Consider the following 19629-nt stretch of genomic DNA (forward strand, 5'->3'; position numbering starts at 1 on the left):
GTGTGGCCTCTGCGCTCGATGGCATCAATGGCGACGGATGCGTCCCGCACTGGCTTTACGGGCCCTGCTGATCCGCCGTCCTGGACGGTCACATCAGTGCTGGGCGTGCAGGTGGCGGTGAGCAGCAATGTGTTTGCGGCGGCACTGGAGCTCAAGCAGCGCGGCGGCGGCCAGATCGTGACGCTCAACGCCGAAATGACCATGGCCGCCCGGGCCAATCCGGAGCTCGGCGCTGCCATCGCCCAGGCCGATCTGGTGATCCCCGATGGGGCGGGTGTGGTGTGGGCTCTCGGGCGCCAGGGCTACCGCGTGCGCCGTAGCCCCGGCATTGAGCTGGCTCGCCAGCTGTTGGTGTACGCCGCAGCCCACCATTGGCGGGTGGCGCTGGTGGGGGCCAGCCCCGAGGTGATGGAGCGGTTGGTGGAGCGGTTGCAGGCCGAGATCCCGCAGCTCGATCTGGCCTTCGCCATCCATGGCTATCAAGACCCGGAGCAGTGGCCGGGCATTGAGCAGCAGCTGCAGCAAGCCCGGCCGGATCTGGTGTTGGCAGCCCTGGGGGTGCCCCGCCAGGAAACCTGGATCCAGCGGCTTCACGCGGGCCAGCCAGGGCTGTGGATGGGCGTGGGCGGAAGCTTTGATGTGTGGTCTGGCGCCAAGGAGCGTGCGCCGAAGTGGATGGGCCGGCTGCAGATCGAGTGGCTCTATCGCCTCATTCAGGAGCCCAGCCGCTGGCGGCGCATGTTGGCCCTGCCTGCGTTTGCTTGGGCGGTGCTGCGGCGCGGCTGATTCAGGGCCGTTGCTCAGACCTAGTCAGCAAAAAGCGGTGGGAGCCTGGCCCCCACCGCCGCCTCTTGAATTGCCGAGATCTGTTCTCAGCGGTTCAGAATCAAGTTGCTGGCTTCAGCGGAAGCCCACCGAGGCCTGCCACACGAAGGCCAGCAGCAGGAAGAACAGGGGAATGATCGGCAGGATGTCCACCAGTGGCGCGAAGGCCTGATAGGCCTCGGGCAGCTGGGCCAGGGTCTGCAGGGCGTAGGCGGCCATCCCGGAATGTTCGTTGGCTAGAGGCGGACGCTACCACGTGTGTGCGGCTGGGGAGTCGGGTTCCCAGGGAGCGAAATCCTCTGAAAAACAACCGTCGCGAATCGCTTGGGCCATGGCGCTGCTGAAGCGCACCAGCTGGGTGATGTTGTGCAGGCTCAGCAGGATCTTGCCCAGCAGTTCATCGGTCTTGATCAGGTGGTGCAGGTAGGCGCGGCTGTGCGTTGTGCAGGCCGGGCACGAGCAGCTCGGATCGAGGGGGGTGTGGTCGTGGCGGAAGCGGGCGTTTTTGAGGTTCCAGCGTTCGCCGCCTACCAGCGCGGCGCCATGGCGGCCCAATCGGGTGGGCAGCACGCAATCGAACACATCGAAGCCATTGGCCACGGCGATCGCCATCTCCGGCAAGGTGCCCACCCCCATGAGGTAGTGGGGTTTGTCGTCTGGGAGGAGCGGCCCAACCTGGCGCACGATCCGGTGCATCTCCTCGGCTGGCTCACCCACGCTCACGCCGCCCACGGCGATGCCCGGCAGCCCCATCGAGCTCACCACCCGCGCTGACTCTTCGCGCAGATGCGGGAAGCAGCCTCCCTGCACGATGCCGAACAGGGCCTGATCGCTTTTGGTGTGGCTGCTGATGCAGCGCTCCAGCCAGGCATGGGTGCGGCGGCAGGCGGAGGCCACCTCGCTTTCGGTGGCGGGATAGGGCGGGCACTGATCGAAGGCCATCGCCACATCGGCGCCCAGGGTCATCTGGATCGCCATCGAGCGCTCGGGGGTGAGGTCGATGCGGGCGCCGTCGCGGGGTGAGCGGAACACCACGCCCCGATCGTTGATCGTGTTGATGTCGCCCAGGCTGAACACCTGGAAGCCGCCTGAGTCGGTGAGCATCGGGCCGCCCCAGGCCATGAAGCGGTGCAGGCCGCCGCCGTCGGCCACGATCTGCTCGCCGGGCTGCAGGTGCAGGTGGAAGGTGTTGGAGAGCACCATCTCGGCGCCGGTGGCCTTGAGCTGGGCGGGTGTCACGCCCTTCACCGTGGCCAGGGTTCCCACCGGCATGAACCGTGGTGTGTTCACCACCCCATGGGGGGTGTGAAAGCAGCCGCAGCGGGCGCGGGTGTTCGGGCAGTGGGCCGTGATCTCGAACGCGAACACCAGCGAGGCAGCAGGATTGGCTGATCCCATCGTTGCTGGCCGTGGCCAAGGCCCCGTTTCGCGCCGCCTGGCTGGGGGATCTGGCCGGGGCTTGGATCTTCTACAGCGTGCTGCCGCTGCCGCCGGGGATCACGCCGCGCTTTGAGCGCATCGCCCGCTTCGCCCCCTGGATCGCCCTGGCGATCGGCGGGTTGGCGGCGGGGCTCTGGCAGCTGCTCAGCCCCGCCGGCTTGATCGCGCAAGTGGCGTTGGTGCTGGCCCTGGGCAGTTGGCTGAGCGGCGGGCTGCATCTCGATGGGGTGATGGACACCGCGGATGGCCTGGCGGCTGGTCCGCAGCGCCGGCTCGAGGCGATGGACGACAGCCGGGTGGGGGCCAGTGGCGTGCAAGCCCTGCTGCAGCTGTTGTTGGTGCGCATTGCTGGGTTGGCCCTGCTGGCGGCAGCGGCCCCCTGGGCCTTGCTGTGGGCGGAAGTGTGGGGGCGGATCGCGCCGCTCGTGGCGATGCAGGCGTTCCCCTATCTGCGTGAGCCCTCCAAGGGAACCGCTGCCTTCCATCGCGCCCATTGGCGCGGCTGGTGGCTGGAGCTGTTGCCGTCGGCGTTGGTGCTCGGGGCGCTCACGGCCCTGGCTCATCCACCGTTTGGCTGGTTGGGTTGGCTGGGGTTGATCCCCGCGCTGTTGGTGCCGCTGGAGCTGGGGCGGCGCCTCGGCGGCCACAGCGGCGATAGCTATGGCGCTTGTGTGGAGTGGACCGTGAGCTGGAGCCTGTTGCTGATGGGCCTGATCAGCTGGCGTTTGGCAGCGGCAGCCTGAGCACGAATGCGTTGCCCGCCTCGGGCAGTTCGGGGTCGAGCCGGCTGGCTGGCACCACCAGCTCCAAGTTGCCCCCAAGCTCGCGAGCCAAGTCGCGAGCCAGGGCCAGGCCCAGGCCGCTGCCGGGTAACGCGGCTCCGTTGCTGCCTCGTACCCCTTTGGCAAAGATCTGTTCACGCTCCTCGCTGGGAATCAGCGGGCCGCTGTCCCAAATGCTCAGTTCCAGCTGCTCACCTGCCTGGCAGTGCAAGCCGATCGCGCCCCCGCTGCGGCTGTAGCGGAAGGCGTTCTCGAGCAGGTTGGCCACGATTTCGCCCAAGGCACTGGCATCGCCGTGCCAGCTAGGCAGATCGTTAGGAGCATTCCAACTGCGCCCCTGCAGGTTGGCGGTGGCGGCGGCGCGTTCCAGCAACGGCCGCAGGATCTGCTCAAGACTTTCTGATTCCCCTTGGCTGAGGCCAGCTGGCAGCAGCAGCGGCGGGTTGCTGCGCTCGCTGCTGATCAGGGCCGGTGCCTCGGTGAGGTGGTCGATGGCTTCCACATAGCGACTGATTTGGCGTTGCTCCCCCAGCAGGCTGTCCACCAGTGGGAGGTTGCGGGCATCTCCATCGAGCCGGCGGCGCAGCAATTGGCCAAAGGTTCGGAGCGCGGCCAATGGGTTGCGCAGCTGATGCAAGAGCAGCCGCAGTTGGTCATCCCGATCGCTCAGTTCACGCCCGAGCCGCTGCTGCTCCAGATCCAGACGCAGTGCTTCGGTGAGACAGCGGGCTGTGGCCTCCAATCGCTCACTCAGGCTGTTGGGCCAGGGCCAGCGATCGGCATCCACGCGTAGGGCACCCAGCAGCATCGTGTCGTCGCGCAGCGCTAGCCAGCGGCGGCCGGTCTCCGCCGGCACAGTGCGGTCTTGGCCAGTGCGCTCGCTCAGGGCCAGGGACTGGGGCCAATGGCCGATCGCCACCAAGGAGGGTTGGCCACCCGGCTCGGGCACGGCCACATACACCACCAGGGCCAGCAGATCGGGCCGATCCGTGAATTGGGCCAGCTGCTGCTCGAGCAGCGCCAGAAACCGCTTGGAGACCTGCATCTGAGCGGGAACTGGGATGGGATCGGGGCCGCTCAGGGGACGGGCCCAGCAGAAATTTTGCCGACCGTGTTCGAAATCTGGGAAAAAGTCTTAAGATTCTCGGTATCGACCAATACCTCGCAGCCCGGGCGCGGGCGGCGCGGCGATCGGCCTTCCCGGTCTTGTTGCATCTCTGTGCAAACAAGGCTACAGCAGTGGATGTTGCGTCCTCTGCTGATGGGAGCGGTGCCGTCGTGCCGCCCACCCGGCTTGCAGGTGTATGGGCGTTGCCGAGGCCTCCGGCTCATCGCTGCCGGCCCTCATCGTCCGTCTCCATTCACCCTGCCCTCACGGGCTTAGCTCCATGTCCAAGAAGCGCAAGCGCATCAGTCGTCGTCGCCTGGCCGGTCAGCGGGTTCTGGCTCACGTGGCCACCCACAACCTGGAAACCGGCGAGTACAAGCCTGTGACCGCCGCACGTCGCTACATCGCTGAGAGCAGCATCGTGCCTCCCGCGATCCTGAACGTGCGTCGTAACGAGCACACCACCGATCGTTTTTTCTGGGGCGAGAAGGGCCTGTTCAGCGCTCAGTACGCCGAAGAGAACCACTTCCTCTTCCCCTCCCTGCGCGAGATCGTCGACCGCATCGGCGAAGACACCCTGTTCGCCGGTCTGGAAGCCATGGCTGCCGACGACTGGGAAGAGATGGAGGAGTACGAATACGCCTTCGTTTGATCGGTGTTGTTCACCGCTTTAGCGATCGTGCGTTTGCGCTTCAGCCGGTCCTGAGGGACCGGCTTTTTTCATGGCTGCGGTTGATCCCTGCCGCGGATCACGGTTGAACGCTCAGCTGCTGGCGAACGAAGGCGCCGATCGGCGGTAAGACCGCTGCATCGATGGTGTGGCCGCCTGCAAACGCCAGGAGCTCTGCGCTGTTCCCGGCTGCCTGCAGACGTTCCAGCACCGCTTCGCTGGCGGCAAATGGCACCACGGGGTCTTCGCGGCCATGGCTCAGCAGTGCCGGCGCCACGCCGGCTCCGGGCGCCCATCCCTCATGGGGATAGCCGCTGCAGGCCACGATCCCCGCCAGCGGCAGGCTGCTGCCCACATCCAAGGCCATGGCGCCGCCCTGGGAAAACCCGAGCAGCACCGTGCGCGTCAGAGGCACACTGTTCGCCAGGTCTTCTAGCCGAAGCCGCAGCGCCTCCCGGGCGGCCGGCAGCTGGCTCCAATCGATCGGCTGCAGGCCGTACCACTGGCGGCCGCTGCCGTAGGGATGCGGTTCCGGGGCCCGCAGCGCCACCACGCTCACCTCGGGTCCCACCAGCAGCGAACCCAGATCGAGCAGGTCGTCGGCATCGGCACCCCAGCCGTGCAACAGCACCAGGCGCTGTTGGGCATCGCTGGGGCCGAGCTGCAGGGCATCGGAGCTGGAGCCAGTCATGGGAGGGGTGCGCAGCTGCTGCGTAGGTTGGACCTTCTGCCTCCACTCAACAGCCATGGCGCCCACGGCCCTGCTCAGCGTGTCGAATAAGGACGGCCTGGTGCCCCTGGCTGAAGGACTGCTGGCCGCCGGCTACCAGCTGATTTCCAGTGGCGGCACGGCCGCGGCGCTGGCGGCGGCAGGTCTGCCCGTCACCAAAGTGGCCGAGCACACCGGCGCTCCTGAAATCCTCGGCGGCCGGGTGAAAACGCTGCACCCCCGCATCCACGGCGGCATCCTGGCCAAGCGCTCCGAACCCTCACACCAGGCCGATCTGGAGGCCCAGGGCATCGCCACGATTGATGTGGTGGTGGTGAACCTTTATCCCTTCCGCGAAACCATCGCCCGCCCGGATGTGAGCTGGGATCTGGCGATCGAAAACATCGACATCGGTGGCCCGGCCATGGTGCGTGCCGCCGCCAAAAACCACGCCGATGTGGCGGTGCTCACCAGCCCCAGCCAATACCCCGCTTTCCTGGAGGCCCTGGCCGCCGGAGCGCTCAGCGAGGCCCTGCGCCGCCGGCTCGCCCTCGAGGCCTACAGCCACACCGCCGACTACGACACCGCCATCAGCGCCTGGCTTGCCAGCCAGCTCAGCCAGGAGGAAGCCACGGCTGAGCAGCTCACGCTCAATCTGCCCGCTCGCCAGAGCCTGCGCTACGGGGAAAACCCCCACCAGAACGCCACCTGGTACGCCCAGCCCGGCGCTGGCCTCGGCGCCGGCGAGCAGCTGCAGGGCAAGGAGCTCAGCTACAACAACATCCTCGATCTCGAAGCCGCGCTCGCCACGGTGCGGGAGTTTGGCTACGGCGGCCAGCCCGCGGGCGGCAACCCCTTCCAGCCGGCAGCGGTGGTGGTGAAGCACACCAATCCCTGCGGTGTGGCCACCGGCAGCGGCAGCGCCAACGCTCTGGAGCGGGCCCTCGACGCCGATCGCGTGTCGGCCTTCGGCGGCATCGTGGCCATCAACGGCCCGGTGGATGCGGCGACCGCCGGCCATCTCACCAGTCTGTTCCTCGAGTGCGTGGTGGCACCGGTGTTTGAGCCAGCCGCCCGCGAGCTGCTGGCGGCCAAGGCCAACCTGCGCTTGCTGGAGCTCGATCCCGCGGCGATCGCGCGCGCTAGCCGTCAGCAGTTGCGCAGCGTGCTGGGTGGCGTGCTCGTGCAGGAGCTCGATGACCAGCCGGTGGATGAAAGCGTGTGGCAGGTGGTGAGCCAGCGCCAGCCCACTGCTCAGGAGCTGGAGGATCTGCGCTTTGCCTGGCGTTTGGTGCGCCATGTGCGCTCCAACGCGATCACTGTGGCCAAAGATGGCCAGAGCCTCGGGATCGGTGCCGGCCAGATGAACCGCGTGGGCTCAGCCCGCATCGCGCTGGACACGGCTGCCGCGAAGGCCAAAGGTGCGGTGCTCGCCAGCGATGGGTTCTTCCCCTTCGATGACACCGTGCGTCTGGCGGCCGAGCACGGCATCACCGCCGTGATTCAGCCCGGCGGCAGCGTGCGCGACGCCGATTCGATCGCCGCCTGCGATGAGCTGGGCCTGGCGATGGTGACCACGGGCCGCCGCCATTTCCTGCACTGAATTAGTTTCGCCCCAACTCGCTGATCCGGCCCCCGTCCATGCCCGAGAGCCTCGCGTTCAATCTCAACTTTCTGCATCCCCTGGCGATGTGGGCGCTGTTGGCCCTGAGCGGCTACGCGATGTTTCTGGGCATCAAGGCCAAGAAAACCCGCACCGCTGACGCCGAAACCCGCAAGACCCTGATCAAAGGGCAATTCGCCAAGCGCCATTACCTCTATGGCAGTGCCGTGCTGGCGGTGATGGTGCTCGGCACCTTCGGTGGCATGGCCGTCACCTACCTCAACAACGGCAAGCTGTTCGTGGGGCCCCACCTGCTGGTGGGCATCGCCATGACCACCGGGCTTGCGCTGGCTGCAGCCCTTTCGCCGCTGATGCAGCAGGGCAACCTGATCGCCCGCAAGATTCATGTGGGTCTGAACATGGGCGTGTTCACCCTGTTCCTCTGGCAGGCCGTGACCGGCATGCAGATCGTGACCAAGATCTGGGAGAACCGCCCCGCCTGAAGTGGCGGAGGTTCAGAACTGGGCCCGCCGCCGCGGCGGGCACTCCAGGTTGTGGGTGGCGTGGAAGTCTTCCTGCACTTTCCAGGTGAGTTTGCGGGAGATCTGGCGCACGATCTGACGCAGCAGATGATCGCCGCTGCTCTGCACAAGAGACTCCGGCAGCAGGCCGATCACCGACGGCAGCTTGATCCACACGCTCAGGTCCAGCTCCCAGCGCACTTCGGTGAGCGGTGCGTCGGCTGATTGCTCTTCCAGCCGCAGAGCCGCGTTGAATTCCACGTCGTAGAGGTCGCGCAGGCCCGGTTGGAACTGCTCGGCTGGCACGGTGCAGATCCGATACACCCCGGCGCTTTGGGGCAGGAGCTCCAAACCAATGGTGGGCTCCACCTCGAAGCCGAAGTTGCCGAAGCGGCCGAGGGTGAGCACGTAGCCGTTACTCCCCAGGGCGTTCACCTGCATCGGCGCGGCGCAGCGGCGGAACCAGCCCTCGTGGCGATCGAGATAAGCCCCCACCAGCTGGGCCGGAGCCCGCATCTCCATGAGGTCGGCGAACTGGCTGCTGTAACAGCGCACCCGGCTGTCGTCGCTGTGACGCAGCGATGACTGCAGCACCTCGCTGGTTTCAGGCAGGGGGTTGGTCACCGATGAGATCAACGCGGTCGGTTCTCCCCGGGCCTGAACCTGTGAATGTTGAATCAATGTAAAGCCCGGCTGCGGCCCGGTTTGCAGTCGCTGTGACAGCCCGATCAGGCGTCGGCCAGATCGATCAGGCGGCTGATCACGTCTTCCACCACCCGATCCGGTGTGGAGGCGCCGGAGGTGATGCCCACCCGCAGGGTGCCCTCAGGCAGGAAGGGCTCCACCACCTCCAGATCGCCCCCCAGGGGCTTGTGCTCAATCCGATTGCCCGGGCCGATCCGCTCGGGCGTATCGATGTGGAAGGAGCGGATGCCGCGGCTCACGGCAATTTCCTGCAGGTGGGTGGTGTTGGAAGAGTTGTATCCACCGATCACCACCATCAGATCGAGGGGCTCGTCCACCAGGGCGAACATCGCGTCCTGACGCTCCTGGGTGGCATCGCAGATCGTGTTGAACGCCACGAAATGGTCGTTGAGCTCCACCGGGCCGAAGCGCTGCAGCATCGTGCGCTCGAACATCCGGCCGATTTCCTCGGTTTCGCTTTTGAGCATCGTGGTCTGGTTGGCCACGCCCACGCGGCTGAGGTCGCGGTCGGGATCAAAGCCAGGGGAGCAGGCCTTGGCGAAGCGAGCCATGAAGCTGTCGCGGTCGCCCTTGCCGAGGATGTAGTCGCACACCAGCTGTGCTTCCGCCAGATCCAGCACCACCAGATAGGTGCCCGCAAAGGAGCTGGTGGCCAGCGTTTCCTCGTGCTTCACCTTGCCGTGAATGATCGAGGTGATCGCGTGTTTCTTGTGCTTCTCCACGGTGTTCCACACCTTGGAGACCCACGGACAGGTGGTGTCCACGATGTGGCAGCCGCGCTCGTTGAGCAGCTGCATCTCCTGCACCGTGGCGCCGAAGGCCGGCAGGATCACCACATCGCCGCTGGCCACGTTGGAGAAGTCCTTCACGCCGCCATCCACGGGGATGAACAGCACATTCATCTCCCGCAGGTGATCGTTCACTGAGGGGTTGTGGATGATCTCGTTGGTGATCCAGATCCGCTCGGTGGGGTAGTGGCGGCGGGTTTCGTAGGCCATCGCCACCGCGCGCTCCACACCCCAGCAAAAGCCAAAGGCTTCGGCCAGCTTCACGCTGAGGCGGCCGTGCTGCAGCTGGTAGCCGTTCTCCCGCAGGCTCGCGATCAGATTGCTCTGGTAGGCCTGCTCCAGGCTGCCCGCCACTTCCTCGCCCAGGCCGAAGCCGCGGCGGTTGTAGCGATCCGAATGGTGCAGGGATCGCTTGAACGCGCGGGTATCCACGGCAGCGGGCACGGGGGTAACCAACTCTATGGGGCCTGGCCTCAGCTCTGGCGCTGCACCGGCACCACCCCCAGCCAGCGCACGGCTTCGCGATCGAAGCCGTAGCGGCAGGGCAGCACCTCCACGCCGGCATCGAGGGCCTGGCGGAAGAGCTCGCCGTAGCGCGGGTCAGCGCTGTCGCCCGGGGCGAAGCGGCTAACATCGGCGCGGCTCAGGCAGGGCACCAGCACGGCGCGGGCCTCAGGCAGCGCGCCCATCAGTTCTTCGAGGTGCTTCTGGCCCCGTTCGGTCACGGTGTCAGGGAAGAGGGCCAGATCGCCATCGGTCCAGGTGGTGTTTTTCACCTCCACATAGATCGGGCGTGGATCGGCCGCACCCTCCGCCGGGGTGAGCAGCAAATCAATGCGGCTGCGGCGGTTGGCGCCATAGGCCACTTCGGCGCGGATGCCTGCGATCGGCCCCAGCCAGGGCTCCAGGCAGCCGGCTTCGATCGTGGCGCGCACCAAGCGGTTGGGCAGCGCCGTGTTGATGCCCACCCATACCGCTTCGCCATCGGCGCCCGGCACCTGGGCTTGCTCCCAGGTCCAGGCCAGCTTGCGGGTGGGTGAGGGGGCATGGCGCAGCCGCACGCGCCCGCCCACGTGCAGCACCCCGGTCATCGGCCCTGTGTTGGCGCAGTGGGCGGTCACCACCTCGCCGTTATCAAGCTCCACATCGGCGAGGAAGCGCTTGTAGCGCTTCAGCAGCACGCCCTCCTGCAGAGGTTCCAGCGTCAACACGGGCTGGGCTTCAGGGGCTGCTGCAATCGCCATCACGACAAGGCTTCTTCTGCAGGCAAGAATCGCCCGAGTTGGGCCCAAAGCCGCACCGGATGAGCGAATCGCCGAGCCCATCGCCCAGCCCAGCCCCACCAGCAGCCCGCTCCCTGCGGCGGATTGCCCTGATCGTGGCGGTGGCCACCGCCCTAAGCAAGCTGGCGGGTCTGGTGCGGCAACAGGCGATTGCGGCGGCCTTCGGGGTGGGTGCCGCCTACGACGCCTACAACTACGCCTATGTGCTGCCGGGCTTTCTGCTGATCCTGCTGGGCGGGATCAACGGCCCCTTCCACAGCGCCATGGTGAGCGCCCTCTCGCGCCGGCCGCGGGAGGAAGGGGCCCATGTGCTCGCCGCGATCAACACGCTGGTGGGGGCTGCTCTGATCGGGGTGACGCTGCTGTTGTTCGTGGCCGCCGACCCGCTGATCGATCTGGTGGGCCCGGGCCTCGATGCCGAGCGCCATGCCATCGCGGTGCTGGAGCTGCGCTGGATGGCGCCGATGGCGCTCTTCGCCGGCCTGATCGGCCTGGGTTTCGGCGCCCTCAATGCGGCGGATGAGTTCTGGCTGCCCTCGGTGAGCCCGCTGCTCTCGAGTGTGGCGGTGATCGCCGGCCTGGGGATCCTCTGGTTGCACCTGGGCTCTTCCATCGCCTTGCCGGAATACGCCTTCTTGGGGGGCGCCGTGCTGGCGGGCACCACGCTGCTGGGGGCGGTGTTCCAGTGGCTGATTCAGCTGCCGGCCCTGGCCCGCCAGGGGCTGCACAAATTCCAGCTGGTGTGGGATTGGAAGCACCCCGGCGTGCAGGAGGTGCTGCGGGTGATGGGGCCCGCCACCCTCTCCTCGGGCATGTTGCAGATCAATGTGTTCACTGATCTGTTTTTCGCCTCCGGCATCGTGGGGGCGGCTGCGGGCCTGGGCTACGCCAACCTGCTGGTGCAGACGCCCCTGGGCCTGCTCTCCAATGCCCTGCTCGTGCCGCTGTTGCCGGTGTTTGCGCGGCTCACGGCGCCAGGGGATCGCCCTGAGCTGATCAGCCGCATCCGCCAGGGCTTGATGCTCTCCAATGCCTCGATGCTGCCGCTGGGGGCGTTGATGGTGGCCCTGGCGGGCCCGATCGTGGCGCTGGTCTATGAGCGCGGTGCCTTCAACGCCAGCGCCGCCGCGCTGGTGGGTGGGTTGCTGATGGCCTACGGCGTGGGGATGCCGGCCTACCTGGGCCGCGATGTGCTGGTGCGGGTCTTCTATGCCCTTGGCGATGGCACCACCCCCTTCCGCTTTTCGATGGCGGGCATCGGTCTCAATGCCCTCTTCGACTGGGTGCTGGTGGGTGGCCCCACCCCCTGGGGGTTGCAACTGCCGGCGCTGAATTTCGGCGCTCCCGGGCTGGTATTGGCCACCGTGGGCGTGAATCTGATCACCTGCCTGGGGTTGTTGCTGGCGTTGCAACGCCGCTTGGGTGGCTTGCCCCTTGCGGCCTGGGCGCGCGACAGCCTGCTGCTGCTGCTGGCGGCGTTGCTGGCTGGCGGTCTGAGCTTTGGCTTGTCGGTGGTGATCGCCTGGCCCACCGACCTGATCGGCTTGGTCTTGCAGTGCGGTCTCTGCGCGGCGGCCGGGTTGTTGCTCTACGGGCTGATTGCCAGCTGGGCCGGTGTGCCGGAGGCGACGCAGATCAGCCGTCAGCTGGCAGGTCAACTCACGCGCCGACTGCCATTGAAGCGTTGAAGGATTGAGTGGAGCGCTGGATCAGCGGTCGCAGCGCTTCAGAGCTCCACCACGCGCTCTTCGCGCACGTGGATCGGCACTTCCAGGTGGCTGCGGCCCACCATCGCCGGGCCATGCACGGAGTAGATGCGGGCTTCGATGCCGAAGTCTCGGAAGGCGGTTTCCATCTCCTGCATCAGCGCCTTCTCCACCTGCGCCTCGGCGTCCACCACCTTGCCGATCAGGCGGCTGCCCAGCGGGCCGATGCGCTGGCGAACAACCTCTCGGGCGTTGGTGACCTCGATGACCAGCACAGGGCCGCAGCGGGATGCGCAACCCTAACCGTGATTCGCGAGTAGATCCTCGAGATCCTGCAGCTGGCCGGCCGGGACAAGCCGCGCCAGCGGCAGCTTGCTGCTGCCGCCACCGATGGGCACCTGCACCGCCTCGAGGGCCTGCCGTGCACACACGCCGGCGCCTTGATCCAGGCGTGCCGCACATTCGATGGCCAGGGCTTCAGCCACGCCGGCATCACCCAGGTAGAGGTGCCATCCGCCGATCTGGATGTAGAGCCGATCGGCGATTTCCAATTGCAGATCGCGGATCTCGCTGGCGGAAAGGGTCATCGCGGCCTGGTGCGGGGTGCCCTCAGGATGGCGTCTGCGGCCGCCTGGCGACCACGCTGATCAACTGCACCACCAGCAGCAGCGCCCAGGCTTCCGTGAGCCAGGCCAGATGGTTGAACGGGTGGCGCATGTTCTGCACGAACCAGAGGCCGCTGTTGAGCGCCGCAAACACCATCGCGTGCAGCACCAGATTCACGATCCGGTTGAAGTGCCGGTAGGTGGGGTCTTCGGGGTTGGCGGGTCCGTACCAGCGGATCGGCATCAGGGTTCGGGGAGGGGGTCTGTTGACGGGTGGGCCCTCGGTATGGGCACAATGTCAGGGCAGGCGAAGGCGCTTGTAGCTCAGCGGATTAGAGCATCTGACTACGGATCAGAGGGTCGGGAGTTCGAATCTCTCCAGGCGCGCCTTTCATCACCACACCGCTCCTTTGGGGGCGGTTTTTTATTGCCGATTCAGCGACGCGCCTTGCGCGGGCGGCTTTGGGCGCTGAGTGCTGCGGTTTCTTACGATCGAAGCCACTCAAACCCCCTGATCTGCCATGGCGGAGTCCACCGGAGCAGCCGTCAACCAGTCGCTGACGGCCGGTGATCCCGCGATCGCAGCGCTGATCGGTCAGGAGCTGAACCGACAGCAGACCCACCTCGAGCTGATTGCCTCCGAGAACTTCGCCTCCCGGGCCGTGATGGAGGCTCAGGGCTCGGTGCTCACCAACAAGTACGCCGAAGGCCTGCCCTCCAAGCGCTACTACGGCGGCTGCGAGCACGTGGATGCCATCGAGGAGCTGGCGATCGAGCGCGCCAAGGAGCTGTTCGGTGCCGCCTGGGCCAACGTGCAGCCCCACAGCGGTGCCCAGGCCAACTTCGCCGTGTTCCTGGCGCTGCTGCAGCCCGGCGACACGATCATGGGCATGGACCTCAGCCATGGCGGTCACCTCACCCACGGTTCGCCCGTGAACGTGAGTGGCAAGTGGTTCAAGGTTGTGCAGTACGGCGTCGACCCCGAGACGCAGCAGCTCAACTTCGACACCATCCGCCAGCTGGCGCTGGAGCACAAGCCGAAGCTGATCGTGTGCGGCTACTCCGCCTATCCCCGCACCATCAACTTCGAGGCCTTCCGCGCCATCGCCGATCAGGTGGGTGCCTACCTGCTGGCCGATATGGCCCACATCGCCGGTCTGGTGGCTGCTGGCGTGCACCCCAACCCGGTGCCCGTCTGCGATGTGGTGACCACCACCACTCACAAAACCCTGCGCGGCCCCCGCGGTGGTCTGATCCTCTGCCGCGATGCTGAATTCGCCAAGCAGTTCGACAAGGCGGTGTTCCCTGGCAGCCAGGGCGGCCCCCTGGAGCATGTGATCGCCGCCAAGGCCGTGGCTTTCGGCGAAGCCCTGCAGCCCAGCTTCAAGGCCTACGCCCAACAGTTGGTGGCCAATGCCCAGGCCCTGGCCGCCCGCATCCAGGAACGTGGCATCGCTGTGGTGAGTGGCGGCACCGACAACCACATCGTGCTGCTCGATCTGCGCGGCATCGGCATGACCGGCAAGGTGGCCGATCTGCTGGTGAGCGATGTGCACATCACCGCTAACAAGAACACGGTTCCCTTCGATCCCCAGTCACCCTTCGTCACCAGCGGTCTGCGTTTGGGCACCGCCGCCTGCACCACCCGCGGCTTCGATGAAGCGGCCTTCCGCGAGGTGGCCGATGTGATCGCCGATCGCCTGCTGAATCCCGAAGACGCCGCCATTGAGCAGCGTTGCCGCGAGCGCGTGGCGGCCCTGTGTGAGCGTTTCCCGCTCTATGCCGAAGCACGCGAGCTGCAGCCCGCCTGAACGGCGCTTAAGCTCCGCTCGGAAGGCCCTGTTCAGGCCCCACATCCGACCGCGCACCGCCCTCGATGATCTCCAGCCGGCCGGATCTCGCCGCTGTTCTGGCGTTCGGCATGGCGGCGGTGTGCACCGCCCTGCTGGTGCCCATCGTGCGCCGCGCCGGATTGCGCTGGGGCCTGATTGATCAGCCCGATTCCCGCAAGCAGCACACCACGCCAATGGTGCGCCTGGGGGGCGTGGGCATCGTCGGCGGCTTTGTGATCGCCCTGGCCCTGATCTGGTGGATGGGTGGCTTTGTGGAGCTGCCGGCTCAGCGCGACAGCCAGATATGGACCACCCTCGCCGGGGCCCTCTGCTTTTTTGTGATCGGCCTGGCCGATGACCTCTTTGCGTTGCCGCCATTGCCCCGGCTCGGCGGGCAGGTGGTGGTGGCAATGGTGGTGTGGAGCCAAGGAGTGCAGATCGGTGCCATCGATCTGCCGCTTCACCTGTTCGGCGGGCCGCCCGGTGCCATCCCCCTGCCTGATGGCTTGAGCCTGCTGGCGACGGTGATCTGGCTGGTGGGCATCACCAATGCGATCAACTGGCTGGATGGCCTCGATGGCCTGGCCGCTGGCGTGAGCGGCATCGCCGCAGTGGGTTTGCTCTCGGTGAGCTACAGCCTGAATCAGCCTGCCCCGGGGCTTCTGGCGGCAGCCCTGGCCGGTAGCTGCCTCGGTTTTCTGCGCCACAACTTCAACCCCGCCCGCATCTTCATGGGCGATGGCGGCTCCTACTTCCTGGGCTTTGCCCTGGCGGCGATCAGCATCGTGGGCCCGGCTAAGGGGCTCACCACGGTGAGCTTGCTGCTGCCGCTGTTGATCTTGTCGCTGCCGCTGGCGGATATGTCGGCCGTGATCATGGGGCGCCTCAGCCAGGGCCATTCCCCCTTCTATCCCGATCGTCGCCACCTGCACCACCGGTTGCTGCGGGCCGGCTTCAGCCATCGCCGCACCGTGGTGCTGATCTATGCCTTCACCCAGTGGCTGGCGGCGTTGGCCTTGGTGCTGGCCAACGCGGAGCTGCGCTTTCTTTGGCTGGGCCTGGCCACGGCGGTGCTGATCGTGGTGGTGACCGCGGCTCGCCGCAGCCTCAACCGCGAACAACTCGCCGGCGATGACGGCTGAGATTCTCTGTATCGGCACCGAGCTGCTGCTGGGCAACATCACCAACGGCAACGCCCGCTGGATCGCTGAGCAGCTCGCCGCGCTGGGCATTCCCCACCACCGCCAGCTGGTGGTGGGCGATAACCGCGAGCGCCTGATCAGCGAGTTGCAGGCCGCGGCTGGGCGTTGCCGCGTGCTGATCACCACCGGTGGCCTGGGCCCCACGCCCGACGACCTCACCACCGAGGCGATCGCTGCTGCCTTCGGGGCGCCCTTGGTGGAGCATCCCCAGGTGTGGGCCGAGATCCAGGCCCGCCTCGCGGCCCGCGGCCGCCCTTGCGCCGCCAGCAATCGCCGTCAGGCCTATCTGCCCGAGGGGGCTGAACTGCTCCCCAACCCCACCGGCACTGCGCCAGGGATGATCTGGAGCCCGCGGCCCGGCTTCACGATCCTCACCTTCCCCGGGGTGCCCAGCGAGATGCGGGCGATGTGGCAGGCCACGGCCGCTCCCTGGCTCCAGGCGGCGGGCCTGGCGGAGGGGGTGTTTGCCAGCCGCATGCTGCGCTTCTGGGGTGTGGGCGAGTCGAACCTGGCCGAACAGATGGCAGACCTTTTGGAGGGCTCCAATCCCACCGTTGCCCCTTACGCCGGTGCCGGTGAGGTGAAGCTGCGGATCACGGCGCGGGCTCATTCCACGGCTGAGGCTGAGGCCTTGCTGGCGCCGGTGGCGGCGGAGATCCGCGCCCGCGCTGGCAACGCCTGCTTCGGGGCCGATCACGACAGCCTTGCTTCGGTGGTGTTGGAGCTGCTGCGCCAGCGCGGCCAGACCCTGGCGGTGGCCGAGAGTTGTACAGGAGGTGGCCTGGGGGCTGCCCTGGCTGCGGTGCCGGGCGCTTCCGATGTGTGGGTCGGTGGTGTGATCGCCTACGCCAACAGCGTGAAGCAAGGGCTCTTGGGGGTGCCGGCTGAGCTGCTGCAAGCTCACGGTGCCGTGAGCGATCCGGTGGCCCAGGCCATGGCGGAAGGAGCGCGTCGCGCCACCGGGGCCGATTGGGCGTTGGCGATCACGGGCGTGGCCGGGCCCGGTGGCGGCAGCGATGCAAAACCCGTCGGCTTGGTGCACCTGGCCGTGGCTGGCCCGGATGGTTGTAGCAGTGAGGGTTTGCGCTTTGGCGCGAGCCGGGGGAGGGCGTGGATCCAAACGCTGGCGGCTGGGGAAGCCCTCAACCGGCTGCGGCTGCGGATGCTCGAGGGCTGAGCGGAGCGGTATCGCTCTCCGCCCTAGGCTCGCGGGCTGCGTTGGTGGATGCGCCGTGAGCTCCGGCACCCTTTACGACAAGGTCTGGGATCTGCATCAGGTGGCCCAGCTGCCCGGTGGTTCCACTCAGCTGTTCATCGGCCTGCACCTGATCCATGAGGTGACAAGCCCGCAGGCCTTTGCTGGCTTGAAGGACCTGGGCCTGAGCGTGCGTCACCCCGAGCGCACGGTGGCCACGGTGGATCACATCGTGCCCACCACCTCCCAGGCACGGCCCTTCGCCGACCCGCTGGCCGAGGAGATGCTCGCCACGCTTGAGGCCAACTGCGCTGAGCACGGCATCACCCTGCATGGCCTCGGCAGTGGCCGTCAGGGCATCGTGCACGTGATCGCCCCTGAGTTGGGCCTCACCCAGCCGGGCATGACCGTCGCCTGCGGCGACTCCCACACCTCCACCCACGGTGCCTTTGGTGCGATCGCATTCGGCATCGGCACCAGCCAGGTGCGCGACGTGCTCGCCAGCCAGAGCCTGGCCATGGGCAAGCTCAAGGTGCGCCGCATCTGGGTGGATGGGCAGCTGCAGCAGGGTGTCTATGCCAAGGATCTGGTGCTGCATGTGATCCGCAGCCTCGGCGTGAAGGGCGGTGTGGGCTATGCCTACGAATTCGCTGGCCCGGCGATCGATGCGCTCTCGATGGAGGAGCGCATGACCCTCTGCAACATGGCGATCGAGGGCGGCGCCCGCTGCGGTTACGTGAACCCCGACCAGGTGACTTTCGATTACCTGAAGGGCCGGCCCTTTGCCCCAAGCGGTGCGGCCTGGGATCAGGCCGTGGCCTGGTGGAGCAGCCTCGCCAGCGGCCCCGATGCCGTCTTCGACGATGAGGTGCGCTTTGACGCCGCCTCGATTGCCCCCACCATCACCTGGGGCATCACCCCCGGGCAGGGCATCGGCGTGGATGAAGCTGTGCCCACCCTCGAGCAAACCGAGCCTGACGAGCGTCCTCTCGCTGAGGAGGCTTACCGCTACATGGATCTGCAGCCCGGTACCCCCATCGCCGGTACACCGGTTGATGTGTGCTTCATCGGCAGCTGCACCAACGGCCGCCTCAGCGATTTGCAGGCGGCGGCGGCGGTGGCCAAGGGCCGCAAGGTGGCACCCGGAATCAAGGCCTTTGTGGTGCCTGGCAGTGAGCAGGTGGCTGCCGCGGCGGAAGCCGAGGGGCTCGACAAGGTGTTCCTTGAGGCCGGCTTTGAGTGGCGCGAGCCCGGCTGCTCGATGTGCCTGGCGATGAACCCCGATCGGCTCGAGGGCCGGCAGATCAGCGCCAGCTCCAGCAACCGCAACTTCAAGGGCCGTCAGGGCTCCGCCAGCGGCCGCACCCTGCTGATGAGCCCGGCCATGGTGGCCGCCGCCGCCATCAACGGCCGCGTGAGCGACGTTCGCACCCTCCTCAACGCCTGATCCGATGACCAGCTCCACGCCATTCCCCGCCGGCCCGATCAGCAGCGTCAGCGGCACCACCGTGGTGGTGCGCGGCGATGACATCGACACCGATCGGATCATTCCGGCGCGCTTCCTCAAGTGCGTCACCTTTGACGCCCTTGGCCCCGCCGCCTTCGCCGACGATCGTGCTGAGTTGGCTGGTGGCGCCGCGGGCCCGCACCCCTTCGATCGCCCGGAGCTTCAGGGCGCTTCGATCCTGCTGGTGAACCGCAACTTCGGCTGCGGCTCGAGCCGGGAGCACGCCCCCCAGGCGCTGATGCGTTGGGGCATTCGCGCCGTGGTGGGCGAGAGCTTCGCCGAGATCTTCTACGGCAACTGCCTGGCCTTGGGTATTCCTTGCCTGGCAGCCGATCACGACACAATGCTGGCGATTCAGGCCGCTGCTGAAGCCGATCCCGCTGCCGCTTTCGAGGTGGATGTGGCCGATGCGCGGCTGAGCCGCGGCAGCCAAAGCTGGCAACTGGAGTTGGCCGCCGGCCCGCGCCAGATGTTGGCAACCGGCCAGTGGGATGCCACCGGTCAGCTGCTGGCCAACGCCGAAGCGCTCGATGCGACGGTTGCGCGCCTGCCTTACCTGAGCGGATTCAGCGCCGCCTGAGCTTGGCCCTGGCCGCCCGCGTGGCGGCCAGTCGCGTAAGTGTCTATCAAGGAGAGAGCAGTCTGTGGCCGATGCGACTCCTTGCTTCACTCCAGCCGGTGATTGCGGCCTTGTTGCTGGCGCCAGCTGCCGTAGCTGCGGCCCAGCCACTCGTGGTTGAGCCCTATCGGGCTCCAGCGGCAAAGGTCTCGCCGCCTTGGCCGCAGTGCCGCGGTTGTGATCTGCGCGGAGCCGATCTGAGTGGGCTGCTGCTCAACGGGATCGACCTGCGCGATGCCGATCTGCGTGGTGCGGATCTGCGCGGCAGCAATCTGGAGGGAGCCGATCTCAGTGGCGCCGATCTGCGTGGCGCAATGCTTCAGGACAGTTGGCTGAGCAACGCCGATCTCAGTGACGTGGATCTGCGCCAGGCGAATCTGCGCGATGCCGTGTTGATTCAGGCCCTCACCCCGGGGCTGCAACTGGAGGGTGCGGTGTTGATCGGGGCCGACTTCACCGGCAGTGATCTGATGATTGGCGGCGATGAGGCGGGGCCAGATTCCTTGCCGCCGTTGCCGGGGCGTTAGGC

At 67.1% G+C, this 19629-nt stretch carries 22 protein-coding genes and 1 tRNA gene; 13 read left to right on the forward strand and 10 right to left on the reverse strand.

The window, feature by feature from the left end; all coding sequences use genetic code 11:
* Positions 1-96: 96 nt before the first annotated feature.
* The gene (locus CB0101_RS09675; RefSeq protein WP_010312124.1) at positions 97-786 is read left to right on the forward strand and encodes a WecB/TagA/CpsF family glycosyltransferase; all 690 of its coding nucleotides are present in this window, start codon (positions 97-99) and stop codon (positions 784-786) included.
* Positions 787-900: 114 nt separating this feature from the next.
* Here the strand turns inward: CB0101_RS09675 and CB0101_RS09680 are convergent, their stop codons facing one another.
* Complete coding sequence (locus CB0101_RS09680; RefSeq protein ID WP_010312123.1) at positions 901-1044, reverse strand: photosystem II reaction center protein K; 144 nt, start codon at positions 1042-1044, stop codon at positions 901-903.
* A gap of 30 nt (positions 1045-1074) precedes the next feature.
* Positions 1075-2193, reverse strand: a complete 1119-nt coding sequence (gene tgt, locus CB0101_RS09685; protein WP_010312121.1) for a tRNA guanosine(34) transglycosylase Tgt — start codon at positions 2191-2193, stop codon at positions 1075-1077.
* A gap of 32 nt (positions 2194-2225) precedes the next feature.
* Here tgt and CB0101_RS09690 point away from each other — a divergent pair, with 32 nt between their 5' ends.
* On the forward strand, positions 2226-3008 hold the full coding sequence (locus tag CB0101_RS09690) for an adenosylcobinamide-GDP ribazoletransferase (protein ID WP_010312119.1): 783 nt from the start codon (positions 2226-2228) through the stop codon (positions 3006-3008).
* Here CB0101_RS09690 and CB0101_RS09695 read toward each other — a convergent pair.
* The gene (locus CB0101_RS09695) at positions 2980-4092 is read right to left on the reverse strand and encodes a sensor histidine kinase KdpD (protein WP_010312117.1); all 1113 of its coding nucleotides are present in this window, start codon (positions 4090-4092) and stop codon (positions 2980-2982) included. The genes CB0101_RS09690 and CB0101_RS09695 overlap by 29 nt on opposite strands.
* Positions 4093-4435: 343 nt before the next feature.
* Here CB0101_RS09695 and CB0101_RS09700 point away from each other — a divergent pair, with 343 nt between their 5' ends.
* Positions 4436-4807 carry a DUF3155 domain-containing protein gene (locus CB0101_RS09700; protein ID WP_010312114.1) on the forward strand — a complete coding sequence of 124 codons (372 nt, stop codon included), beginning with the start codon at positions 4436-4438 and terminating at the stop codon, positions 4805-4807.
* A gap of 97 nt (positions 4808-4904) precedes the next feature.
* Here CB0101_RS09700 and CB0101_RS09705 read toward each other — a convergent pair whose 3' ends face one another.
* Positions 4905-5516, reverse strand: a complete 612-nt coding sequence (locus tag CB0101_RS09705) for an alpha/beta hydrolase (RefSeq protein ID WP_010312112.1) — start codon at positions 5514-5516, stop codon at positions 4905-4907.
* A gap of 55 nt (positions 5517-5571) precedes the next feature.
* Here CB0101_RS09705 and purH point away from each other — a divergent pair, with 55 nt between their 5' ends.
* Both purH and CB0101_RS09715 read left to right on the forward strand, forming a co-directional pair.
* Positions 5572-7137, forward strand: coding sequence for a bifunctional phosphoribosylaminoimidazolecarboxamide formyltransferase/IMP cyclohydrolase (gene purH / locus CB0101_RS09710; RefSeq protein ID WP_010312110.1), 1566 nt, complete (start codon positions 5572-5574; stop codon positions 7135-7137).
* 38 nt (positions 7138-7175) lie between these two features.
* Positions 7176-7640, forward strand: coding sequence for a DUF4079 domain-containing protein (locus tag CB0101_RS09715; protein ID WP_010312108.1), 465 nt, complete (start codon positions 7176-7178; stop codon positions 7638-7640).
* Positions 7641-7652: 12 nt separating this feature from the next.
* On the opposite strand, the gene CB0101_RS09720 is transcribed toward CB0101_RS09715, so the two are convergent.
* From CB0101_RS09720 to sfsA, 3 genes are all read right to left on the reverse strand, one after another.
* Positions 7653-8294: a DUF1997 domain-containing protein gene (locus CB0101_RS09720; RefSeq protein ID WP_010312106.1), complete on the reverse strand. Its 642-nt coding sequence runs from the start codon at positions 8292-8294 to the stop codon at positions 7653-7655.
* 92 nt (positions 8295-8386) lie between these two features.
* Positions 8387-9583 (reverse strand): 4-hydroxy-3-methylbut-2-enyl diphosphate reductase, encoded by a 1197-nt coding sequence (locus CB0101_RS09725; protein WP_010312104.1) that lies wholly within the window; start codon positions 9581-9583, stop codon positions 8387-8389.
* A 41-nt stretch (positions 9584-9624) separates the two neighbouring features.
* Positions 9625-10395, reverse strand: coding sequence for a DNA/RNA nuclease SfsA (sfsA, locus tag CB0101_RS09730; protein WP_010312102.1), 771 nt, complete (start codon positions 10393-10395; stop codon positions 9625-9627).
* Between the two features lie 59 nt (positions 10396-10454).
* Between sfsA and murJ the strand changes: the two genes are divergently transcribed.
* Entirely contained in the window at positions 10455-12122 is a 1668-nt protein-coding gene (gene murJ / locus CB0101_RS09735; RefSeq protein WP_010312100.1) for a murein biosynthesis integral membrane protein MurJ, read from the forward strand.
* A gap of 38 nt (positions 12123-12160) precedes the next feature.
* Here the strand turns inward: murJ and CB0101_RS09740 are convergent, their stop codons facing one another.
* Genes CB0101_RS09740 through CB0101_RS09750 form a run of 3 tightly spaced genes read right to left on the reverse strand, consistent with a single transcriptional unit; the run spans position 12161 to position 12989 of the window.
* Positions 12161-12415, reverse strand: a complete 255-nt coding sequence (locus tag CB0101_RS09740) for a hypothetical protein (protein ID WP_010312098.1) — start codon at positions 12413-12415, stop codon at positions 12161-12163.
* A gap of 24 nt (positions 12416-12439) precedes the next feature.
* The gene (locus tag CB0101_RS09745) at positions 12440-12727 is read right to left on the reverse strand and encodes a DUF3181 family protein (RefSeq protein ID WP_010312096.1); all 288 of its coding nucleotides are present in this window, start codon (positions 12725-12727) and stop codon (positions 12440-12442) included.
* Positions 12728-12749: 22 nt separating this feature from the next.
* Entirely contained in the window at positions 12750-12989 is a 240-nt protein-coding gene (locus tag CB0101_RS09750; RefSeq protein WP_010312094.1) for a hypothetical protein, read from the reverse strand.
* A gap of 69 nt (positions 12990-13058) precedes the next feature.
* Between CB0101_RS09750 and CB0101_RS09755 the strand changes: the two genes are divergently transcribed.
* From CB0101_RS09755 to CB0101_RS09785, 7 genes are all read left to right on the forward strand, one after another.
* Positions 13059-13132, forward strand: a tRNA-Arg gene (locus CB0101_RS09755).
* 134 nt (positions 13133-13266) lie between these two features.
* Positions 13267-14556: a serine hydroxymethyltransferase gene (gene glyA / locus CB0101_RS09760; protein ID WP_010312091.1), complete on the forward strand. Its 1290-nt coding sequence runs from the start codon at positions 13267-13269 to the stop codon at positions 14554-14556.
* Between the two features lie 65 nt (positions 14557-14621).
* Positions 14622-15719 (forward strand): glycosyltransferase family 4 protein, encoded by a 1098-nt coding sequence (locus CB0101_RS09765; RefSeq protein ID WP_010312089.1) that lies wholly within the window; start codon positions 14622-14624, stop codon positions 15717-15719.
* Positions 15709-16956, forward strand: a complete 1248-nt coding sequence (locus tag CB0101_RS09770) for a competence/damage-inducible protein A (RefSeq protein WP_010312086.1) — start codon at positions 15709-15711, stop codon at positions 16954-16956. Before CB0101_RS09765 ends, CB0101_RS09770 begins: the two co-directional genes overlap by 11 nt.
* Positions 16957-17011: 55 nt before the next feature.
* Positions 17012-18421 (forward strand): 3-isopropylmalate dehydratase large subunit, encoded by a 1410-nt coding sequence (leuC, locus tag CB0101_RS09775; RefSeq protein ID WP_010312084.1) that lies wholly within the window; start codon positions 17012-17014, stop codon positions 18419-18421.
* A 4-nt stretch (positions 18422-18425) separates the two neighbouring features.
* Positions 18426-19061, forward strand: coding sequence for a 3-isopropylmalate dehydratase small subunit (locus CB0101_RS09780; protein ID WP_010312082.1), 636 nt, complete (start codon positions 18426-18428; stop codon positions 19059-19061).
* Between the two features lie 71 nt (positions 19062-19132).
* Complete coding sequence (locus CB0101_RS09785) at positions 19133-19627, forward strand: pentapeptide repeat-containing protein (protein ID WP_010312079.1); 495 nt, start codon at positions 19133-19135, stop codon at positions 19625-19627.
* Positions 19628-19629 lie beyond the last annotated feature (2 nt).

The sequence above is a fragment of the Synechococcus sp. CB0101 genome (assembly GCF_000179235.2).
GTDB lineage: Bacteria > Cyanobacteriota > Cyanobacteriia > PCC-6307 > Cyanobiaceae > Vulcanococcus.